The following is an 18,112-nucleotide window of genomic DNA, read 5'->3' on the forward strand; positions in this document are numbered from 1 at the left end:
TACGGTGCGTTGGATCCGAGGATGGACGGTACCCGGACAGCCGGCAGGAGGCACCCCCCCAACGACCGCCCCAGCCCGGAAGAATGAGGCCGGGTCATCCGTTCGGATGAATTTGGATAGGCGTGAGTGCAAGATCCGCGACGGTACGCGACCACGCCGCCCCGTACGGCCCGATCAGCCCGACCCAACGGCCGGCCGCCCGCACCTGGACGTCGCCGGCCCCGACGAAGCCCATCCGCACCACGCCCTGCACCAGCCGCTGCGACACCTCCACCGGCGTACCCGGTTCGTCGTCCGGGGTCACCACGACGGCGACGTGGTCCAGCAGCGCGTCCCGCAGCGCCCGCTGGCCGACCGCCCGGCCGGCCACCCCGTGGGTGGCCGCCTCGCGCAGCGTCCCGGCCGCCGCGTCCGCGATCCGGCGTACCTCCGCGCCGGGAAGCACCTCCACCGGTCGGCTGGCCGGCGGCGGCAGCGGCCAGCGCCAGCCGTCGTCGCGGCGGCGCGGCAGCGTCACGCCGCCGGCGGAGAGCTCGGTGAGCAACTCCCCCGCGGCGACGGTGGCGTCGCCGGGCGCGCCGCCGGCCACGGTGCGCACCACGAGCACTCCCCAGGGCAGCCGGGCCCAGAGTGCGGTACGGCCGGCGTCGGGCACCGGCCGCAGCCGGACCAGGGCGGCCGGGTCGAGCCGGACCAGCCGGGCGAGGAAGGCGCCGGCGTCGGCCGCCCCGGTCAACCCGTGCTCCGCCCCGGGCCCGGTCATCCGGCCAGCCCGGGGGCGTAGCGGAGCAGGAAGGCCCGTTCTTCCGGGGAGATCCGGCGCAGCCGCTGCGCGGACAGGTCGAACGGCACGAGCACCGACCGTGCGGTGCCGGCCAGCGCGTCGCCGTCGTACATCTCGTAGGCGACCGCGAAGGACCCGGCCCGGATCTCGTCGACCCAGAGTTCGATCCGCACGGACGGCGCCGCCTCCGCGCTGGCCCGGCCCAGCGCGTAGTCGACCGGGCGCAGGTAGTCGACCTCGTGCCGGCGGATGACCACCCCGTCGGCGAACGAGCCCACCCCCCACGCCCGGCCGCCGGCGAACATCATCGCCACCCGGGCCTCCTCGTAGAGCGTGAGGATGCGGGCGTTGTTGACGTGGCCGTACGCGTCCAGGTCGGACCAGCGCAGCGCGCAGTGGTAGACGAACCTGTCAGTCACGGGTGAGCTTGCGGTAGGTCACCCGGTGCGGACGGGCCGCCTCGGCGCCGAGCCGGTCGATCTTGTTCTTCTCGTACGCCTCGAAGTTGCCCTCGAACCAGAACCACCGCGACGGGTCCTCGTCGGTGCCCTCCCAGGCCAGGATGTGCGTGGCGACCCGGTCCAGGAACATCCGGTCGTGGGAGATGACCACGGCGCAGCCGGGGAACTCCAGCAGCGCGTTCTCCAGGCTGGAGAGCGTCTCCACGTCCAGGTCGTTCGTCGGCTCGTCGAGCAGGATGACGTTGCCGCCGAGCTTGAGCGTCAGCGCCAGGTTGAGCCGGTTCCGCTCGCCACCGGAGAGCACCTTGGTCGGCTTCTGCTGGTCCGGCCCCTTGAAGCCGAACGCGGCGATGTACGCCCGGGACGGCATCTCGACCTTGCCCACCATGAGGTGGTCCAGCCCGTCGGAGACGACCTCCCAGACGGTCTTGTCGCCGTCGAGGCCCTGCCGGTTCTGGTCGACGTACGACAGTGAGACGGTGGGGCCGACCCTGACCTCGCCGCCGGTCGGCTGTTCCAGCCCGACGATGGTCTTGAACAGCGTGGTCTTGCCGACGCCGTTGGGGCCGATGATGCCGACGATGCCGTTGCGCGGCAGCGAGAACGACAGGTTGTCGATCAGCACCCGGTCGTCGAAGCCCTTGGTCAGGCCGTTCGCCTCGATCACGGTGCTGCCCAGTCGCGGGCCCGGCGGGATCTGGATCTCCTCGAAGTCGAGCTTGCGGGTCTTCTCCGCCTCGGTGGCCATCTCGTCGTAGCGGTCGAGGCGGGCCTTGGACTTGGTCTGCCGGGCCTTGGCGTTCGAGCGGACCCACTCCAGTTCCTCGGTGAGCCGCTTCTTCATCTTGGCGTCGCGGCGACCCTCGACGGCGAGCCGGGCGGCCTTCTTCTCCAGGTAGGTGGAGTAGTTGCCCTCGTAGCCGATGGCCCGGCCGCGGTCCAGCTCCAGGATCCAGCCGGCGACCTTGTCCAGGAAGTACCGGTCGTGGGTGATCGCCATGACGGTGCCGGCGTACTTGGCCAGGTGCTGCTCCAGCCAGGAGACGCTCTCCGCGTCCAGGTGGTTGGTGGGCTCGTCGAGCAGCAGCAGGTCCGGCGCCTCCAGCAACAGCTTGCAGAGCGCCACGCGGCGGCGCTCACCACCGGAGAGCTGGGTGACGTCGGCCTCCGGCGGCGGGCAGCGCAGCGCGTCCATGGCCAGTTCGAGCTTGGAGTCGATGTCCCAGGCGTCGAGGTGGTCGAGCTCCTCCTGGAGCCGGCCCATCTCCTCCATCAGTTCGTCGGAGTAGTCAGTAGCCATCTGCTCGGCGATCTTGTTGAACCGCTCCAGCTTGGCCTTGGTCTCGGCGACCGCCTCCTCGACGTTGCCGAGGACGGTCTTGGCGTCGTTGAGCGGTGGCTCCTGGGCGAGCATGCCGACGGTGAAGCCGGGCATCAGCCGGGCCTCGCCGTTGCTCGGCCGGTCCAGTCCTGCCATGATCTTGAGGAGGCTGGACTTGCCGGCGCCGTTCGGGCCGACCACACCGATCTTGGCCCCCGGCAGGAAGCTCAGCGTCACGTTGTCGAGCACGACCTTGTCGCCGTGCGCCTTGCGCGCCTTTTCCAGGACGTAGATGTACTGGGCCACGGTGCGGGCTACCTCCGTCGGTTGCGATCGCGGGCTTGTGGGTGCGGGGCGCGGGCTTCGACCTCCGCCCGCCGCCGCGGGCCGGGAGCCGGCCGCGCGCACGCCGTCGTCAATCCTGACAGGTACGGGCGGCCACGCCCACATCACCCCACCCCAGCGGCCCGCCGGCGCGCCTCGTGGTCGACGCTGGTAAGGCAATGTAGCGTCTCTGGTATGACCAAAAAGATCACCATCAGCCTGCCTGACGATCTTGCGGAACGCCTGTCCCAGGAGTCGAACGTCTCCGCCTACGTGGCGGAGTCGCTGCGTCGGCGCGTGGCCGCGGAGCGGACACGGGAGATCCTCCGCGGCGCCGGCTTCAAGCTCACCGACGAGGGCCTTGCCCGGGCGCACACCGAGATGGAGCAGTTGGAGGCCGGCATCACTCCCGAGCTGCGCATCGAGGCGGCTCGCCTACAGGCCGAGATCCTGGCAGCGCGGGCCAAGGCCCGTCGGTGATCGCGTTCGGTCTCGCGTTGGACACCACTGCGCTGCTCGCCTACTCCTCCACCGAGCTGGACGTCGGTCACCGCATCGCGGAGACCGCGGATCGCGGCTGGCACGTCCTGGTGCCCGCACTTTGTCTCGCCAGCGCGCACCAGCGCGCAACACCGCCTCAGTGGGAGATGCTCGAACTGCTCAGCGCGCTTCCCCACGTTCAGGTCACGGCCGTCGAGGCGGACATGTGCGGCTATCTGGGTGGGTGGTCGCGCCGCATGGAAGGCCGGCTGGACCTCGCCCAACTCGCCATCGACGCCGCCGTGCATCCGATCGTGCCGATCATGACGGATCGGCGCGAGCTGTTCGCTGAGGTGCTGCCGAAGGAGTGGCCGATCCTCGACCTGTGAGAACCGCGGGTGTCGACAAGATCACCAACAGGATTCGGCCGGCTCGGGGCGGGTAGAGGAGTCCGGCACGGGGGATCAGACGCCGCAGCTACGCTCAGTACGCTCATCGCGGTGGACCCGTCAGCACCCGGAGGTGGCCGATCGTGACCGTCCGTAGCTCCTTTGTCGTAGTGGCCAACCGACTGCCGGTCGACGAGGTGAGCACACCCGAGGGGCGGCAGTGGCGGCGCAGCCCGGGCGGCCTGGTGACCGCGCTGCACCCGGTGCTCGCCGAACACAAGGGCACCTGGGTCGGCTGGGCCGGTGGCACCGGCGCCGCGCCCGAGCCGTTCGACCTGGAGGGCATCCGACTGCACCCGGTGCCGTTGAGCGCCGAGGAGTTGGAGCGCTACTACGAGGGCCAGTCGAACGCGACGATCTGGCCGCTCTACCACGACGCGGTGGAGACGCCTGCCTACAAGCGGCGCTGGCGCGAGGCGTACCGGTTGGTGAACGCCCGGTTCGCGGAGGCCGCGGCGGACGTGGCGGCCGAGGGCGCCACGGTCTGGGTGCAGGACTACCAGCTCCAGCTCGTCCCGTCGATGCTGCGCGAGCTCCGGCCCGACCTGAAGATCGGTTTCTTCCTGCACATCCCGTTCCCGCCGATCGAGCTGTTCATGCAGATGCCGTTCCGGGCCGAGATCCTGCGCGGCCTGCTCGGCGCGGACCTCGTCGGTTTCCAGCAGCGGCTGGCGGCGCAGAACTTCGTCCGGCTGGCCCGGCACCTGCTCGGCCTGCGCTACGAGGGGCAGATGATCCAGGTCGACGGCCGCCAGGTGAAGGCCGGCGCGTTCCCCATCTCGATCGAGACCCGGGAGATGGAACGGCTGGCCGAGGACCCGGCGATCCAGGCCCGGGCCAAGCAGATCCGCGAGGAGCTGGGCAACCCGAAGACGATCATCCTGGGCGTCGACCGGCTCGACTACACCAAGGGCATCGAGCTTCGGCTCAAGGCTTTCCGCGAACTTCTTGCTGACGGAAAGTTGACAGTTCCGGACGCGGTTATGGTGCAGGTCGCTACGCCCAGTCGGGAGCGCGTGGAGCACTACCAGGCACTTCGGGTGAAGGTGGAACGCGAGGTTGGCCGGATCAATGGCGAATTCGGCCGGGTCGGCGTGCCGGCGGTGCATTACCTCCATCAGTCGTACAGTCGCTCCGAACTGGCCGCGATGTACGTCGCGGCCGACGTGATGATGGTGACCCCGCTGCGAGACGGAATGAATCTGGTGGCCAAGGAGTACGTCGCATCGCGCGCCGACCAGGGCGGCGCGCTCGTGCTCAGTGAGTTCGCCGGCGCCGCCACCGAGCTGCGCCAGGCGTTCCTGTGTAATCCGCACGACCCGGACGCGGTGAAGGACGCGTTGCTCCGGGCCGTGCACATCGAGAAGCCCGAAGCCCGCCGCCGGATGCGCGTCATGCAACGCCATCTGCGCAGCCACGACGTGGGCCACTGGGCCAAGTCGTTCCTCAGCGAGCTCGGCGTCCCCGATACGGAGGCTGCGTGACCCCGCCCGCCGCCGCCACCGCGCCCGGTGGTGTGCTCGACCCGGAACTGCGTGCCGCGATCGGCCGCATCGCCCGGATCCCCCAACTCCTCGTCGCCTGCGACTACGACGGCACACTGGCGCCGATCGTCGAGGACCCGACAAAGGCCGTGCCGCTGCCCGAGTCGGTGGCCGCGATCCGCGCCCTGGCCTCGCTACCGCAGACAAGCGTCGCGGTGGTCTCCGGCCGCGCGCTGCGCGACCTGGCGACACTCTCCCGGCTGCCGAGCGAGGTGCACCTCGTCGGCAGCCACGGCTCGGAGTTCGACATCGGCTTCGTCGAACGCCTCACCCCCGAGCTGATCGAGGTCCGGCACCGGCTCCGGCAGGAACTGCGGGACATCGCCGCCGTGCACCCCGGGGTCCGCCTGGAACGCAAGCCGGCAAGCGTGGCCGTACACACCCGCGGGGTCGACCCGCAGGTCGCCGCGGCGGCCGTGGAGGCGGTCCGCAACGGCCCCGCCACCTGGGACGGCGTCACAGTCACCCAGGGCAAGGAGGTCATCGAGCTGTCGGTGGTGGCGACCCACAAGGGCACCGCGGTCGACCAGCTCCGCACCCAGCTCGCGGCCGGCGCGGTCCTCTTCATCGGCGACGACGTCACAGACGAGAACGCGTTCGGCAACCTCCAGGGGCCGGACGTCGGCATCAAGATCGGTCCCGGGGACACCCAGGCCGACTACCGGGTGGCCGAGCCGATCGAGGCGGCCCGGGCGCTGGGCCTGCTGCTGGAGACCCGGCGGCACTGGCTCTTCGGCGAGCGGGCGGTGCCGATCGAGCGGCACTCGATGCTCGCCAACGGGCGCACGGTCGCGCTCGTCACCCCGGAAGCCAAGATCACCTGGCTGTGCCACCCGAAGCCGGACTCGGCGGCCATCTTCGCCGACCTGGTCGGCGGCAGCCCGGCCGGGCACTTCACCGTCGGCCCGGAGCGCGGCGGCATCCCACTGGGCCAGCGCTACCGCAGCAACACCATGACCGTGGAGACCCGCTGGTCCGGCCTGACCGTCACGGACTGGCTGGACCTGCCCGTCCGGCAGACCACGCCTGACGACCCGGCCGTGGTCAGCGGTGACTCGACCCTGGTCCGGGTGCTCAGCGGCACCGGCCGGGCCCGGGTCGAGTTCGCGCCGCGCCCCGAGTTCGGCCAGGTCGCGGTGCAGCTCCAGCCGCTCGACGACGGGCTGCTCGTGCTCGGCTCCAACGAGCCGGTCGCGCTGCACTCCCCCGGCCTGGAGTGGGAGGTCACAAACGACGCCGGGTACGAGACCGCGAAGGCGGTGGTCGACCTCTCCGCCGCCGGCGGGCAGGTGGTGCTGGAGCTGCGCTTCGGCACGCAGAGCCTGGAGCCGCACCGGGTGCCGGTGCACGAACGGCAGGCCGCCGCCGAACAGCCCTGGAAGGACTGGGTGGCCTCGCTGCGGCTGCCCGCCACCGCCCGGGACCTGGTCGCCCGCAGCGCGCTGACCCTGCGTGGGCTCACCCACGAGCCGACCGGCTCGATCCTCGCCGCGGCCACCACGTCGCTCCCCGAGGAACTGGGCGGGGTCCGCAACTGGGACTACCGCTACTGCTGGCTGCGGGACGCGGCGATGACCGCCCGGTCGCTCGTCGACCTCGGCTCCACCGAGGAGGCCGAAGGGCTGCTGCGCTGGATCGACGGCGTGGTGGAACGCACCGGCGGGCACCCGGAGCGGCTGCACCCGCTCTACACCGTGGACGGCTTCGAGCTGGGCGCCGAGGCGGTCATCGACACGCTTCCCGGCTACGCCGGCTCCCGGCCGGTCCGGGTCGGCAACCTCGCCAACCACCAGCTCCAGCTCGACGTCTTCGGCCCGGTGGCCGACCTGATCGCCGCCGTGGCCGACGCCCGCGGCTCGGTCCGGGACGACGAGTGGCGGGTGCTGGAGAACATGGTCGAGGCGGTACGCCGCCGCTGGCACGAGCCCGACCACGGCATCTGGGAGGCCCGCCTCCCACCCCGGCACCACGTGTTCTCCAAGGTCATGCTCTGGATGACAGTCGACCGGGCGCTGCACGTGGTGCGGCAGCACGGCGGCGAGGACCGGCCGGAGTGGACCGAGCTGCGCGACCGGATCGGGGCCAACGTGCTGGAGCACGGCTGGCACCAGGACGTGGAGGCGTACAGCGTCGCGTACGGGCACGACGAGATGGACGCCTCGTCGCTCTGGATCGGCCTGTCCGGCCTGCTCCCCGGCGACGACCCGCGCTTCCTCTCCACAGTGCTCCGGATCGAGGCGGACCTGCGCAGCGGCCCGGTGGTCTACCGCTACCACTGGGACGACGGCCTGCCCGGCCGGGAGGGCGGCTTCCACATCTGCACGGCGTGGCTGATCGAGGCGTACCTGCGCACCGGCCGCCGCACCGACGCCGAGGAGCTGTTCGCCCAGATGGTCGACACGGCCGGGCCGACCGGCCTGCTCCCCGAGCAGTACGACCCGCTGGCCGAGCGCGGGCTGGGCAACCACCCGCAGGCGTACAGCCACCTCGGCCTGATCCGCTGCGCGCTGCTGTTGGACAACATGCTCAAGCAGTGAGCCGAGCACGTCACGCGGCCCGGGACCACCACGGTCCCGGGCCGCGCCGCGTTCACCTGGTGAGCGCGTCCACCACGTCACCGACGACCACGATCGCCGGCGGGCGGAACGCGGCGGCCTCGACGTCGGCGGCGACCGCGGCGAGCGTGGAGCGGAGCGTGCGCTGCGCCGCCGTGGTGCCCTCCTGGATCACCGCGACCGGGGTGTGCGGCGGCTTGCCGTGCGCGATGAGCGTGGCGGCGATCGCGGCCAGGTTCTTCAGACCCATCAGGATCACCAGGGTGCCGCGCAGGCCGGCAAGCGACTCCCACCGGACCAGCGAGGCCGGCGCGTCCGGCGCGACGTGGCCGGAGACCACTGTGAACTCGTGCGCCACCGCCCGGTGGGTCACCGGCACCCCGGCCACCCCGGGCACCGCGATCGCGCTCGTCACCCCGGGCACCACGGTCACCGGCACGCCCGCCTCGGCACAGGCGAGCAGTTCCTCGCCGCCCCGGCCGAAGACGTACGGGTCGCCGCCCTTGAGCCGGACCACGACCCGGCCGGCCCGGGCGCGGTCCACCAGGATCCGGTTGATCTCCTCCTGGGCGCGCGACGGCCCGTACGGGATCTTCGACGCGTCGACAAGCTCGACGTCCGGCCGCAGCTCGTCCAGGAGCAGCCCGGGGACGAGGCGGTCGGCGACCACCACCTCCGCCTCGGTGAGCAGCCGCCAGCCCTTCACGGTGATCAGCTCCGGGTCACCCGGCCCGGCGCCCACGAGCGCCACCCGCCCACCTGAGGTGTTAGGCGGGGCCCCCGCCTCTACCGAATCCGTTAACCGGGGCCCCCGCCTTGCACCGAGGAGGGTGCGGATGGCGTCGCGGACGGTCGTCGCGCGGCGCGGGTCGCCGCCGCCCAGGACGGCCACCGTCACCGGGCCGTGGCGGGTCACGGCGGGCGTCCACGCGCTTGCCGCCACCTGGTCGTCGGCCCGGACACAGAAGATCCGGCGCTCGGCCGCGGCGGCGCTCACCGCCGCCGCGGCGGCCCGGTCGTCCACCGCCACCTGAACCAGCCAGGCGCCGTCCAGGTCACCGGCGGCGAACCGGCGCGGCTCCCAGCGCAGCCGCCCGGCGTCGGCGTGGGCACGCAGCGCCGGGGTCAGCTCGGGCGAGACCAGCAGGACGTCCGCGCCGGCATCAAGCAGCGCGGGCACCCGCCGGGTGGCCACCGCTCCCCCGCCCACCACGACCACCCGCCGGCCGGCAAGCCGCAACCCCAGGGGGTACGGGCTCGGCTCGCTCACTTCTCGGCCACCCCGGCCGCGTCGAACGTGGCCACCTCGTGCAGCACCCGGACCGCCCCGGTGACGACCGGCAGGGCGAGTAGCGCCCCGGTGCCCTCGCCGAGCCGTAGGCCCAGGTCGATCAGCGGGTCGAGCCCGAGGTGCCGCAGCCCGGCCGTGGCGCCCGGCTCGGCGCTGCGGTGCCCGGCCACCATGGCGCCCACGGCGTCCGGCGCGAACGCGGCGGCGGCGAGCGCGGCGCTTACCGCGATCACGCCGTCGAGCAGCACCGGCACCCGGCGCGCGGCGGCGCCGAGGATCAGCCCGGCAAGCGCGGCGTGCTCCAGCCCGCCGACCGCCGCGAGGACGCCGAGCGGGTCGGCCGGGTCGGGGGCGTGCCGATCAAGCGCGGCCCGCACCACGTCGACCTTGCGGGCGTACGTCCCGTCGTCCACCCCGGTGCCCCGGCCGGTCGCCGCCGCCGCGTCCACGCCTGTGAACGCGGCGACGAGCGCGGCGGCCGGGGTGGTGTTGCCGATGCCCATGTCGCCGGTGAGCAGGATGCCCGCGCCGGCGTCGACAAGCTCGCCGGCGATCCGGATCCCGGTCTCCACCGCCGTCCGGGCCTCGTCCCGGGTGAGCGCGGCGGTGACCGTCAGGTCCCGGGTGCCGGCACGCACGTTCGCGGCCACCAGACGCGGCCCGACCGGATCGGCGGGCGTGGCGACGAGGTCGGCGGGGAGCGCGGCCGGGCCGGCGGGCGGACCGGTCAGGTCGGCGGGCGGGGCGGGCGGCGCCGCCGGGACCGGGGTGGCCACGCCGACGTCCACCACGGTTACCGAGGCGCCGGCCTGGCGGGCGAACGCGTTGACCACCGCGCCGCCGGCCAGGAAGTTGCCGATCATCTGGGCGGTGACCTCCTGCGGCCACGGGCTGACCCCCTGGGCGTGCACGCCGTGGTCGCCCGCGAAGATCACCACCGCGGCCGGCCCGGGCAGTGGCGGCGGGCACGACCCGGCCAGCCCGGCCAGGCGCACCGAGAGCGGTTCCAGGGCGCCGAGCGAGCCGGGGGGCTTGGTCAGCCGGCCCTGGAGTTCGCGGGCCGCCGCCATGGCGGTCTCGTCGAGCGGCCGGATCGCCGCGACGGTGGGCTCCAGCATCATGCCTCCAGGATCCGTGCCAACGTCTCGATGAACGCGTCGGTGGTGGCCGGGTCGCGCACCGCGATCCGGAGCCAGTCCGGCCCGAGCCCGGGGAACGTGTCGCCCCGGCGTACCGCCCAGCCCTGCTCGCGCAGCCGTTCCCGCACCGCGCCCGCGCCGGGGGCGTGGATCAGGACGAAGGCGCTTGACGGGTGGCCCGCCACGCGTACCCCGGGCAGGGCGGACAGGCACCTCACCAGGTGGTCGCGGTCGGCGGCGATCGCGGCGGCGATCGCGCGCTCGGCCGCGACGGCGACCGGCGCGGCGCAGGCGGTGGCGGCGGCGAGCGCCGGGGTGGAGACGGCCCAGAGCGGCTGGGCGGCGGCGAACCGGGCCAGCAGCCCGGCGTCGCCGAGCAGGTAGCCGATCCGCAGCCCGGCCAGCCCCCAGGTCTTGGTGAGGCTGCGGACCACCACGAGGCCGGGCAGGTCCCGGCGGGCGGCGAGGGACTCCGGCTCGCCGTCGACGCCGGGGGCCACGGTGGTGTCGGCGAACGCCTCGTCCACCACCAGCACCCGGCCGGGGCGGGCCAGCGCGGCGATCGTGTCCGCCGGATGCAGCACGGAGGTCGGGTTGGTGGGGTTGCCGACCATGACCAGGTCGGCGTCGGCGGGGATCCGGGCCGGGTCGAGGCGGAACCCGTCGGCCGGGTCGAGCAGCACCCGGTCCACCCGGTGGCCGGCGGCGCGCAGGGCGGCCTCCGGCTCGGTGAACTGCGGGTGCACCACGACCGGGTGGCGGGCGTCGCGCAGCGCGCGGGCGATCAGCACGAAACCCTCGGCGGCGCCGGCGGTGAGGAGTACCTCTTCCGGGGGTCGCCCGTGTCGGTGACCGACGGCGGCGCGGGCGGGCGCCGGATCCGGGTACGCGGCCAGTTCGCCGAGCGCGGCGGTGAGCGGGTCGGCCAGCCAGTCGGGCATCGGCGCGCGGCGCACGTTGACGGCCAGGTCCACCAGGCCGGGCGTGGCCTCGGCGTCCCCGTGGTGGCCCAGGTCGGGCTCGGCGGGCGCGCTGGGCACGGCTGGCGCGCTGGGCACGGCGGGCTGGGTGGACGCCGCGGGCGCGGCGACGGTCCCGGTCGGTGTTGCGGGCATGACCGCGATCCTGCCGGGAAGCCGCCGCCCGGGACAGCGCATCCCGGCGTGCGTCGCGTCACGACCCACCCGTTTATGAATTCTTCTCATTTCCGAATCGGAAATGTCATAGCTTGACCCCGTGAGCAACCGACCCCTTGCCTCTGCTGGTCGCGCCGTGCCCCTCCTTCGCGCCGGGCTGATCGCCGGCATCGTCGTCGCCGCCGCGATGTATCCGCTGGCCGCCGCCACCGGCATCGGCGCGAAGGCCACCGCACACGCCGTGCAGCAGAAGACGAGCATCCTCAAGACCGCCCTGCCGGCCGAGACCTCGTACGTCTACGCGCCTGACGGCCGGACCGTGCTGACCATGTTCTACGAGGAGTACCGGCAGTACACCAAGATCGAGAACATGTCGCCGAACATCCAGCAGGCGATCGTCGCCGCCGAGGACAACCGCTTCTACCAGCACCACGGCGTCGACCCGAAGGGCGTGGCCCGCGCGTTCGTCTCCAACGCCCGCTCCGGCGGCGTCTCCCAGGGCGCCTCCACGCTCACCATGCAGTACGTCCGGATGGCCCTGCGGGACAGCGCGAGCACCCCGAAGGAGGTCCAGGAGGCCACCCAGCAGACCAGCCTGCGCAAGGTCAAGGAGATGCGCATGGCGCTCGACATCGAGAAGCACCTGACCAAGGATCAGATCCTGGAGCGCTACCTCAACTCGGCCTACTTCGGCCACCGCGCGTACGGGATCTACGCCGCCTCGCAGATCTTCTTCTCGAAGACGCCCGCCACGCTCAGCCCGGTCGAGGCCGCCACACTTGCCGGGCTGGTCAAGTCCCCGTCGGAGTACGACCCGATCACCTCCGACCAGAAGGACGCCACCGGCCGGCGCAACTACGTGCTGGACAACATGACCCGCCTCGGATACCTGTCGCCGGACGCCGCCGCGTCGGCCAAGGCCCAGCCGATCAAGCTGAAACTGACCGATCCGCCGAACGACTGCGCCGCGATCGACGACGCGCACCGGAGTTGGGGCTTCTACTGCGACTACCTGAAGAACTGGTGGAGCGCGCAGCCCGCGTTCGGCGAGAACCGCCTGGAACGGATGGACAAGCTGCGCCGCGGCGGCTACCGGATCGTGCTCGCGGTCGACCCCAAGATCCAGGCGGCGGCCGAACGGAACGTGGGCGCCAAGGAGAACACCGGCAGCCCGTTCGCCAACGGGATCGTGGTCGCCGAGCCCGGCACCGGGCGGATCAAGGCGATGGCGGTGAACCGGAACTACTCACTCGACCTGGCCGAGAACCCGAACAGCTCGAATCCGGAGGCCGGCCCGAAGGTCAAGGCGAACTACCCGAACACGGTGGCGCCGCTGCTCGGCGGCGGGACGCTCCCCGGCTACCAGGCCGGCTCGACGTTCAAGATGTTCCCGATGCTCGCCGCGCTCAACTCCGGGATGCCGCTGTCCACCGCGTACGACTCGCCGTACCGGTACCAGTCGGCGGTCTACGACGGCTGGGCGCCGTCGAACGCCAGCGGCGCGATGACCGGCCGGCAGACCATGTGGTCCGGCTTCGGCAAGTCGGTGAACACCTACTTCGTCCAACTGGAGGAGAAGGTCGGCGCGGACGCCGGGGTGCGCCTGGCCGAGCAGTTGGGGCTGCGCTGGCGCACCGACGTGGACCGGGAGCAGGCGTCGCCGACCAAGGCGAGGAAGTGGGGCGCGTTCACGCTCGGCGTCTCCGACGCCACCCCGCTGGAGATGGCCAACGCGTACGCGACAGTCGCGGCCGACGGGCGCTACTGCGAGGCGATCCCGGTCAACGCGATCATGAACCGGGACGGCACGCCGGCCACCTGGTCCACCCCGGGCGGGGTGCAGCGGGAGGTGGCCAAGCCCCGGTGCCGCCAGGTGGTGAGCGCCGACGCGGCCCGGGCCGCCACCGACGCGGCGCGCTGCCCGACCGGCGACACCCCGGCCAAGGGGAGCTGCGGCGGCTGGTCGACGGCGGACAGCGTCCGGGGCACGGTGGGCCGGCCGGTCGCCGGCAAGACCGGCACCACGGACAGCACGCGGTCGGCGTGGTTCGTCGGCTACACGCCGGAGCTGGCCGCGGCGAGCTTCATCGCCGATCCGGACAACCCGTTCAACGCGGTGGGCGACGGCCAGTCCCAGATCCCGGTGAACGCGGTGGCGCAGACGCTTCGCGACGCCCTGAAGGGCCAGCCCACCCGCCAGTTCACCCCGCCCTCCGACCAGATCGTCGGCTGAACCCTGGGTCTGCCCGGGGGTGCGCCCGGGTCAGTTGATCAAGGAGTTTGCGTCCGGGATCCCCGACGCGAACTCCTTGATCGACTTCGCCGGCCGGCCGATCAGGCCGGCCGGGGCGGGGGCGGCCGGGCGGGGGTGGGGTGGTCAGGCTGGGGTGGGGGTGGCGGCGGCGGTCGCCAGGCGGTGGGCGATGCCGGGGAGCGCGGCCCAGTGCGGCACGAGCTGCGAGGCGTGCACGCCGAGGCGCACGAAGCCCTCCGGGGTGCCGCCGCCCCACTGCCACGCCGGCCGGTCACCGGCCCGCGGGGTGAGCACGGCGGCGTGCTGCTTGTGCCCGGTCACCGTGACACCCGCCGGCGCCACCACGCTGCCGGTGACCGAGGTGGCCTCCCGGTAGCCGACCACCAGGCCGTCCCGGACCGTCCCGACCGCGTCGAGCACCCCGCACATCGGCTGGCCGTCCAGCTCCCGGGCCAGCCAGAGCAGGCCGGCGCCCTCGGCGACCACCGGGCGGCCGGAGCGGGCCAGCTCCGCCACCGCGATGCAGAGCCGACGGTTGGTGGAGAGCTGCTCGGCGTACGTCTCCGGAAGCCCGCCGCCGACGACGAGCCCACGGGTCCCGGCGGGCAGCGCCTCGTCGCGCAGCGGATCGAGCGTGGCCACCTCGACACCGGCGGCGCGCAGCAGCTCGGCGGTCTCCGGGTGGCTGTAGCTGCCGGCCGGGCCGCCGGCAAGCGCGACCACCGGCCGCTCGGCGGACGTGGCCGGCCCCTCCGCCGGCTCGGGCGACCAGGGCTCGACGGTAAGCGCGGGGGCCGATCGGGCAAGCGTCAGCAGCCGATCCAGGTCGACCGTGGCGGCCACCGCCTCACCGAGGCGGCGCACCCCACGCTCGGCCTCGGCGTCACCGCGCACCACAGGCGCCGTGCCGTGCCGGCGGGCCGGCAGCACCGGGGGCAGCTCGTGCCGGCGCAGCGCGCCATAGACCGGCACCCCGACGTCGTCAAGCGCCTCGCGAAGCAACGTCTCGTGTCGCGGCGAGGCCACCCGGTTGAGGATCACGCCGCCCAGCCAGAGCTGCTCGTCGTACGCCCGGAAGCCGTGCACGAGCGCGGCCACCGACTGGCCCATCGCGCCCACGTCCACGACAAGCACCACCGGGCTGCGCAGCGCGGTGGCGACGGCGGCGGTGGACTCGCTCTCCGGCCGGCCGGCCACCGAGTCGTAGAGCCCCATGGTGCCCTGGACCAGCGCGAACCCGGCCCCGGCCGCGCCGTGCGCGAAGAGCGGGGCGATCCGCTCCGGGCCGACCAGCCGGGGGTCGAGCGTGCGTCCGGGCCGGCCGGCGGCCAACCCGAGGTACGCCGCGTCCACCTGGTCCGGCCCGACCTTGAACCCGGCCACCGCCAGGTCCCGGTCACCGAGGGCCGAGAGCAGGCCGAGGGAGAGGGCGCCGGTGCCGTGCCCCGAGGAGGGCGCGCTCAGCACGACGCGCGGCACGTCGGTCATCATCGACTCCTGGATCCGGGGATTTCCGCCCGCGTGACCATACCCGTCCGGTCCGGCTCGCGACGGCCGCCCGCCGTCGCTTTCCCGCCCGGCCGCGAAAGTGTGCCCGCTCATACGGGTAGCCTTGGCAAACGTGTACCGGTTCCTGCTGACCCCGCGCTGGCTCGGCTACCTGGCGCTGACGCTTGTGGCCGCCGCCGTGATGGTGTTCCTCGGCAACTGGCAACTGGACCGCTACCACGGCCGGACGGCGGTCAACGACCGGATCGACGCCGGCGCGACCATGACCCCCGCGCCGCTGCGTGACGCCCTGCCCGCGCCGGCCGGCGGCCCCGGCAGCGTGGGCCCCGCCCCGGCCGACCGGCTCACCTGGAGCCGGGTCACCGCCACCGGCCGCTACGACAGCGCGAACGTCGTCCTGGTCCGCGGCCGGACCGTCGACAGCACGGTCGGCTTCGAGGTGCTGACCCCGTTGGTCCTGGCCGACGGCAGCGCCGTGCTCGTGGACCGCGGCTGGATCCCGCCGGTCCCGGGCGGCGCCGCGACCGTCCAGCCCCCGGTGCCGGCGGCGCCCACCGGCGAGGTGACAGTCACCGGCCGGGTGGTGGGCAGCGAGAGCGGCGGCGGTGGCGTCGCCCGGCGGGACGGCAAGCTGGAGGCCCGGCGGATCGACATCGCCCGCCTGGCGAAGCAGTTGCCGTACCCGGTGACCGGCGGATACGTGCTGCTGGACGGGCAGACGCCGGCCGCCGACCCGGCCTTCCAGGCGGTGCCGATCGGGCACACCAACAACTGGCAGAACTTCGGCTACGTGTGGCAGTGGTGGATCTTCGCGGTGATGAGCCTGGTCGGCTACGGCTGGGTGGCGCGCCGGGAGGCCCGCCGCCGAGCCGGCCTGGACGGCCCGCGCGTACCGGTGGATCGGGCGGCTTCGCCGGTGGAAAGGCTCAGCCGGTGACCCGGCCGGCGTGGATCGCCCGGACCGCGTCGATGGTGTCCGCCTCGGCGGCGGTCTTGTCGTCCCGATAGCGCACCACGCGGGCGAAACGCAATGCCATTCCGCCCGGGTAGCGGCTGCTGGCCTGCACCCCGTCGAAGGCGATCTCGACCACCTGCTCCGGCCGCACCCGGACCACCCAGTCGCCCTTCTCCACCGCCAGCGACAGGAACCGCTCGGTCTGCCAGCGCAACAGCTCGTCGGTAAGCCCCTTGAACGTCTTGCCGAGCATGACGAACTCGCCGGTGCCCGGGTCGCGGGCACCCAGGTGCAGGTTGGACAGCCAACCCTGACGCCGGCCGCTGCCCCACTCGACCGCGAGCACCACCAGGTCGAGCGTGTGCCGGGGCTTCACCTTGACCCAGGCCGCGCCGCGCCGCCCCGCGTCGTAGGGCGCGGCCGGATCCTTCACCACCACGCCCTCCTGGCCGGCGTCGACCGCGGCGGCGAACGCCGCGCCGGCCTGCGCCGCGTCGGCCACCTCCACCCGGCCGACAAGCAGCGCCGGGTCGACCGCGCGGGCGAGCGTCGCCCACCGTTCCCGCCCGGGCAGGTCGATCAGGTCGGCGCCGTCGAGGTGCAGCAGATCGAAGAAGTACGGCGTGAGCACCGCCTCGCCGGCCCGCTCGGCGGCGGCGAGCACGGCGGGCGCGACCGGGCTGCGGCCGGTGGTGCTGGGCGTGGTGCGCCGCGCCGCATGGCTCGACGTCTGCTGGAACGGCAGCGGCCGGCCGGCGGCGTCCAGCCCGATCGCCTCGCCGTCGAGCACCAGCTCGCGGGCGGGCAGCGCGCGGACGGCTGCCACCACCTCGGGCAGCCGGCCGGTGATCTCGTCGAGGCTGCGGGTGAAGACCGCAATGTCCGCCCCGGAGCGGTGCACCTGGATGCGGATGCCGTCGAGCTTGACGTCGACCACGGCCGGGGCGCCGGTGGCGGTGAGCGCCTCGTCGACAGTTGGCGCGCTCTGGGCCAGCATCGGCGCGAGCGGGCGGCCCACCTGGAGCCCGAACCCGGCAAGCGCGGCGGCGCCGCCGGTGAGCGCCGCGCCCGCCACCGCCCGCAGGTCACCGGCGAGCAGCAGGGCCCGCCGGACGGCCGTGACCGGCACGTCGGCGGCCCGCGCCACCGCCTCGGCGAGCAGGCCGGCCTGGGCGCCCTGGCGCAGCTCGCCGCGGAACAGGCCGGCCAGCAGGCGCTGCTCGTCGGCGGTCGCCGCGGCGAAGAGCCGGCCGACGAGTTCCCGCCGCCGGGCCTGCGAGCCGGCGCCGCCGACCCGGGAGATCTCGTCGATCGCCGCGTCGACCGCGCCCACGGTCAGGGTCGGCACGGCCGCCGGTGGGGGCAGGTCACGCAGGCCCGCCCAGCCCACGCCGGTCTGCCGCTGGCGCAGCTCACCGGCGAGGTAGCCGGCCCCGGCCGGGATCTCGGTCGGGTCGAGGCCGCGCAGCGCGGCGGCCAGCAGCTCCACCTTGGCCCGCCGGCCGCCGGTGGCGCCGACCGCGGCCGAGGTGGCCGCCAACTCCGCGAAGCGCACGCCCACATCCTGCCAGTCACCTGCGACAACCCGGGCGCTTCCGGCAACCCGCGCGAGTGCCCGTCCGTGAGGGCCGGGCGAGATCTTGGTGCGAAATAGCCCTCCGAGGGCGCTTTCGCACCAAGATCTCCGGCGGTCAGGCCGGTCAGGCCGAGACCGGCTCCTCGACCCGCAGGCCACGCCCGCGCACCCCGTCGGCGACCCGGGTGAGCAGCGCGTCGAGCGTGACCAGCGTGGCCGAGAGCTCACCGAGCTGTTCCTTGAGCGCGGCCTCGGGCCACGCGGAGACGTCGACGTCCCCCAGAGCACGGACGGCGGCCTGGAGCCGCGCCATCTCGTCATTCGTACGCATGTT

General features: G+C 73.6%; 15 protein-coding genes. 6 read left to right on the top strand and 9 right to left on the bottom strand.

Annotated elements, in window-relative coordinates; genetic code table 11:
• Nucleotides 1–94 precede the first annotated feature (94 nt).
• Genes SM450_RS25085 through ettA form a run of 3 tightly spaced genes read right to left on the bottom strand, consistent with a single transcriptional unit; the run spans nucleotide 95 to nucleotide 2,872 of the window.
• Entirely contained in the window at nucleotides 95–763 is a 669-nt protein-coding gene (locus tag SM450_RS25085) for a DUF8185 domain-containing protein (protein ID WP_474622224.1), read from the bottom strand.
• Nucleotides 760–1,203 (bottom strand): acyl-CoA thioesterase, encoded by a 444-nt coding sequence (locus SM450_RS25090; protein ID WP_474622225.1) that lies wholly within the window; start codon nucleotides 1,201–1,203, stop codon nucleotides 760–762. Before SM450_RS25090 ends, SM450_RS25085 begins: the two co-directional genes overlap by 4 nt.
• Nucleotides 1,196–2,872, bottom strand: coding sequence for an energy-dependent translational throttle protein EttA (gene ettA / locus SM450_RS25095; RefSeq protein WP_474622226.1), 1,677 nt, complete (start codon nucleotides 2,870–2,872; stop codon nucleotides 1,196–1,198). The genes SM450_RS25090 and ettA overlap by 8 nt, the downstream gene beginning before the upstream one ends.
• A gap of 213 nt (nucleotides 2,873–3,085) precedes the next feature.
• Between ettA and SM450_RS25100 the strand changes: the two genes are divergently transcribed.
• The 4 genes from SM450_RS25100 (at nucleotide 3,086) to otsB (ending at nucleotide 7,900) form a co-directional block, all read left to right on the top strand.
• A complete protein-coding gene (locus SM450_RS25100) occupies nucleotides 3,086–3,370 on the top strand; it encodes a hypothetical protein (RefSeq protein ID WP_474622227.1) in 285 nt (94 codons plus the stop codon).
• On the top strand, nucleotides 3,367–3,759 hold the full coding sequence (locus tag SM450_RS25105; protein ID WP_474622228.1) for a hypothetical protein: 393 nt from the start codon (nucleotides 3,367–3,369) through the stop codon (nucleotides 3,757–3,759). The genes SM450_RS25100 and SM450_RS25105 overlap by 4 nt, the downstream gene beginning before the upstream one ends.
• A gap of 143 nt (nucleotides 3,760–3,902) precedes the next feature.
• Nucleotides 3,903–5,303, top strand: coding sequence for an alpha,alpha-trehalose-phosphate synthase (UDP-forming) (locus SM450_RS25110; protein WP_474622229.1), 1,401 nt, complete (start codon nucleotides 3,903–3,905; stop codon nucleotides 5,301–5,303).
• Entirely contained in the window at nucleotides 5,300–7,900 is a 2,601-nt protein-coding gene (otsB, locus tag SM450_RS25115) for a trehalose-phosphatase (RefSeq protein ID WP_474622230.1), read from the top strand. The genes SM450_RS25110 and otsB overlap by 4 nt, the downstream gene beginning before the upstream one ends.
• Nucleotides 7,901–7,952: 52 nt before the next feature.
• Here otsB and cobA read toward each other — a convergent pair whose 3' ends face one another.
• From cobA to cobC, 3 genes are read right to left on the bottom strand one after another with little or no spacing between them, the layout of a single operon-like run.
• Entirely contained in the window at nucleotides 7,953–9,188 is a 1,236-nt protein-coding gene (gene cobA / locus SM450_RS25120; RefSeq protein WP_474622231.1) for a uroporphyrinogen-III C-methyltransferase, read from the bottom strand.
• Nucleotides 9,185–10,327 carry a nicotinate-nucleotide--dimethylbenzimidazole phosphoribosyltransferase gene (locus SM450_RS25125; protein ID WP_474622316.1) on the bottom strand — a complete coding sequence of 381 codons (1,143 nt, stop codon included), beginning with the start codon at nucleotides 10,325–10,327 and terminating at the stop codon, nucleotides 9,185–9,187. Before SM450_RS25125 ends, cobA begins: the two co-directional genes overlap by 4 nt.
• Complete coding sequence (gene cobC, locus SM450_RS25130; protein WP_474622232.1) at nucleotides 10,327–11,463, bottom strand: Rv2231c family pyridoxal phosphate-dependent protein CobC; 1,137 nt, start codon at nucleotides 11,461–11,463, stop codon at nucleotides 10,327–10,329. Before cobC ends, SM450_RS25125 begins: the two co-directional genes overlap by 1 nt.
• 121 nt (nucleotides 11,464–11,584) lie before the next feature.
• Here cobC and SM450_RS25135 point away from each other — a divergent pair, with 121 nt between their 5' ends.
• On the top strand, nucleotides 11,585–13,717 hold the full coding sequence (locus tag SM450_RS25135) for a transglycosylase domain-containing protein (protein WP_474622233.1): 2,133 nt from the start codon (nucleotides 11,585–11,587) through the stop codon (nucleotides 13,715–13,717).
• Nucleotides 13,718–13,861: 144 nt separating this feature from the next.
• Here SM450_RS25135 and SM450_RS25140 read toward each other — a convergent pair whose 3' ends face one another.
• Nucleotides 13,862–15,226 carry a cobyrinate a,c-diamide synthase gene (locus tag SM450_RS25140; protein ID WP_474622234.1) on the bottom strand — a complete coding sequence of 455 codons (1,365 nt, stop codon included), beginning with the start codon at nucleotides 15,224–15,226 and terminating at the stop codon, nucleotides 13,862–13,864.
• 133 nt (nucleotides 15,227–15,359) lie between these two features.
• Here SM450_RS25140 and SM450_RS25145 point away from each other — a divergent pair, with 133 nt between their 5' ends.
• The gene (locus tag SM450_RS25145) at nucleotides 15,360–16,184 is read left to right on the top strand and encodes an SURF1 family cytochrome oxidase biogenesis protein (protein WP_474622235.1); all 825 of its coding nucleotides are present in this window, start codon (nucleotides 15,360–15,362) and stop codon (nucleotides 16,182–16,184) included.
• Here SM450_RS25145 and SM450_RS25150 read toward each other — a convergent pair.
• On the bottom strand, nucleotides 16,174–17,757 hold the full coding sequence (locus SM450_RS25150; protein ID WP_474622236.1) for an ATP-dependent DNA ligase: 1,584 nt from the start codon (nucleotides 17,755–17,757) through the stop codon (nucleotides 16,174–16,176). The genes SM450_RS25145 and SM450_RS25150 overlap by 11 nt on opposite strands.
• Before the next feature lie 145 nt (nucleotides 17,758–17,902).
• Nucleotides 17,903–18,109: a hypothetical protein gene (locus SM450_RS25155; RefSeq protein ID WP_474622237.1), complete on the bottom strand. Its 207-nt coding sequence runs from the start codon at nucleotides 18,107–18,109 to the stop codon at nucleotides 17,903–17,905.
• Nucleotides 18,110–18,112 lie beyond the last annotated feature (3 nt).

The organism is Micromonospora marincola, assembly GCF_056150385.1.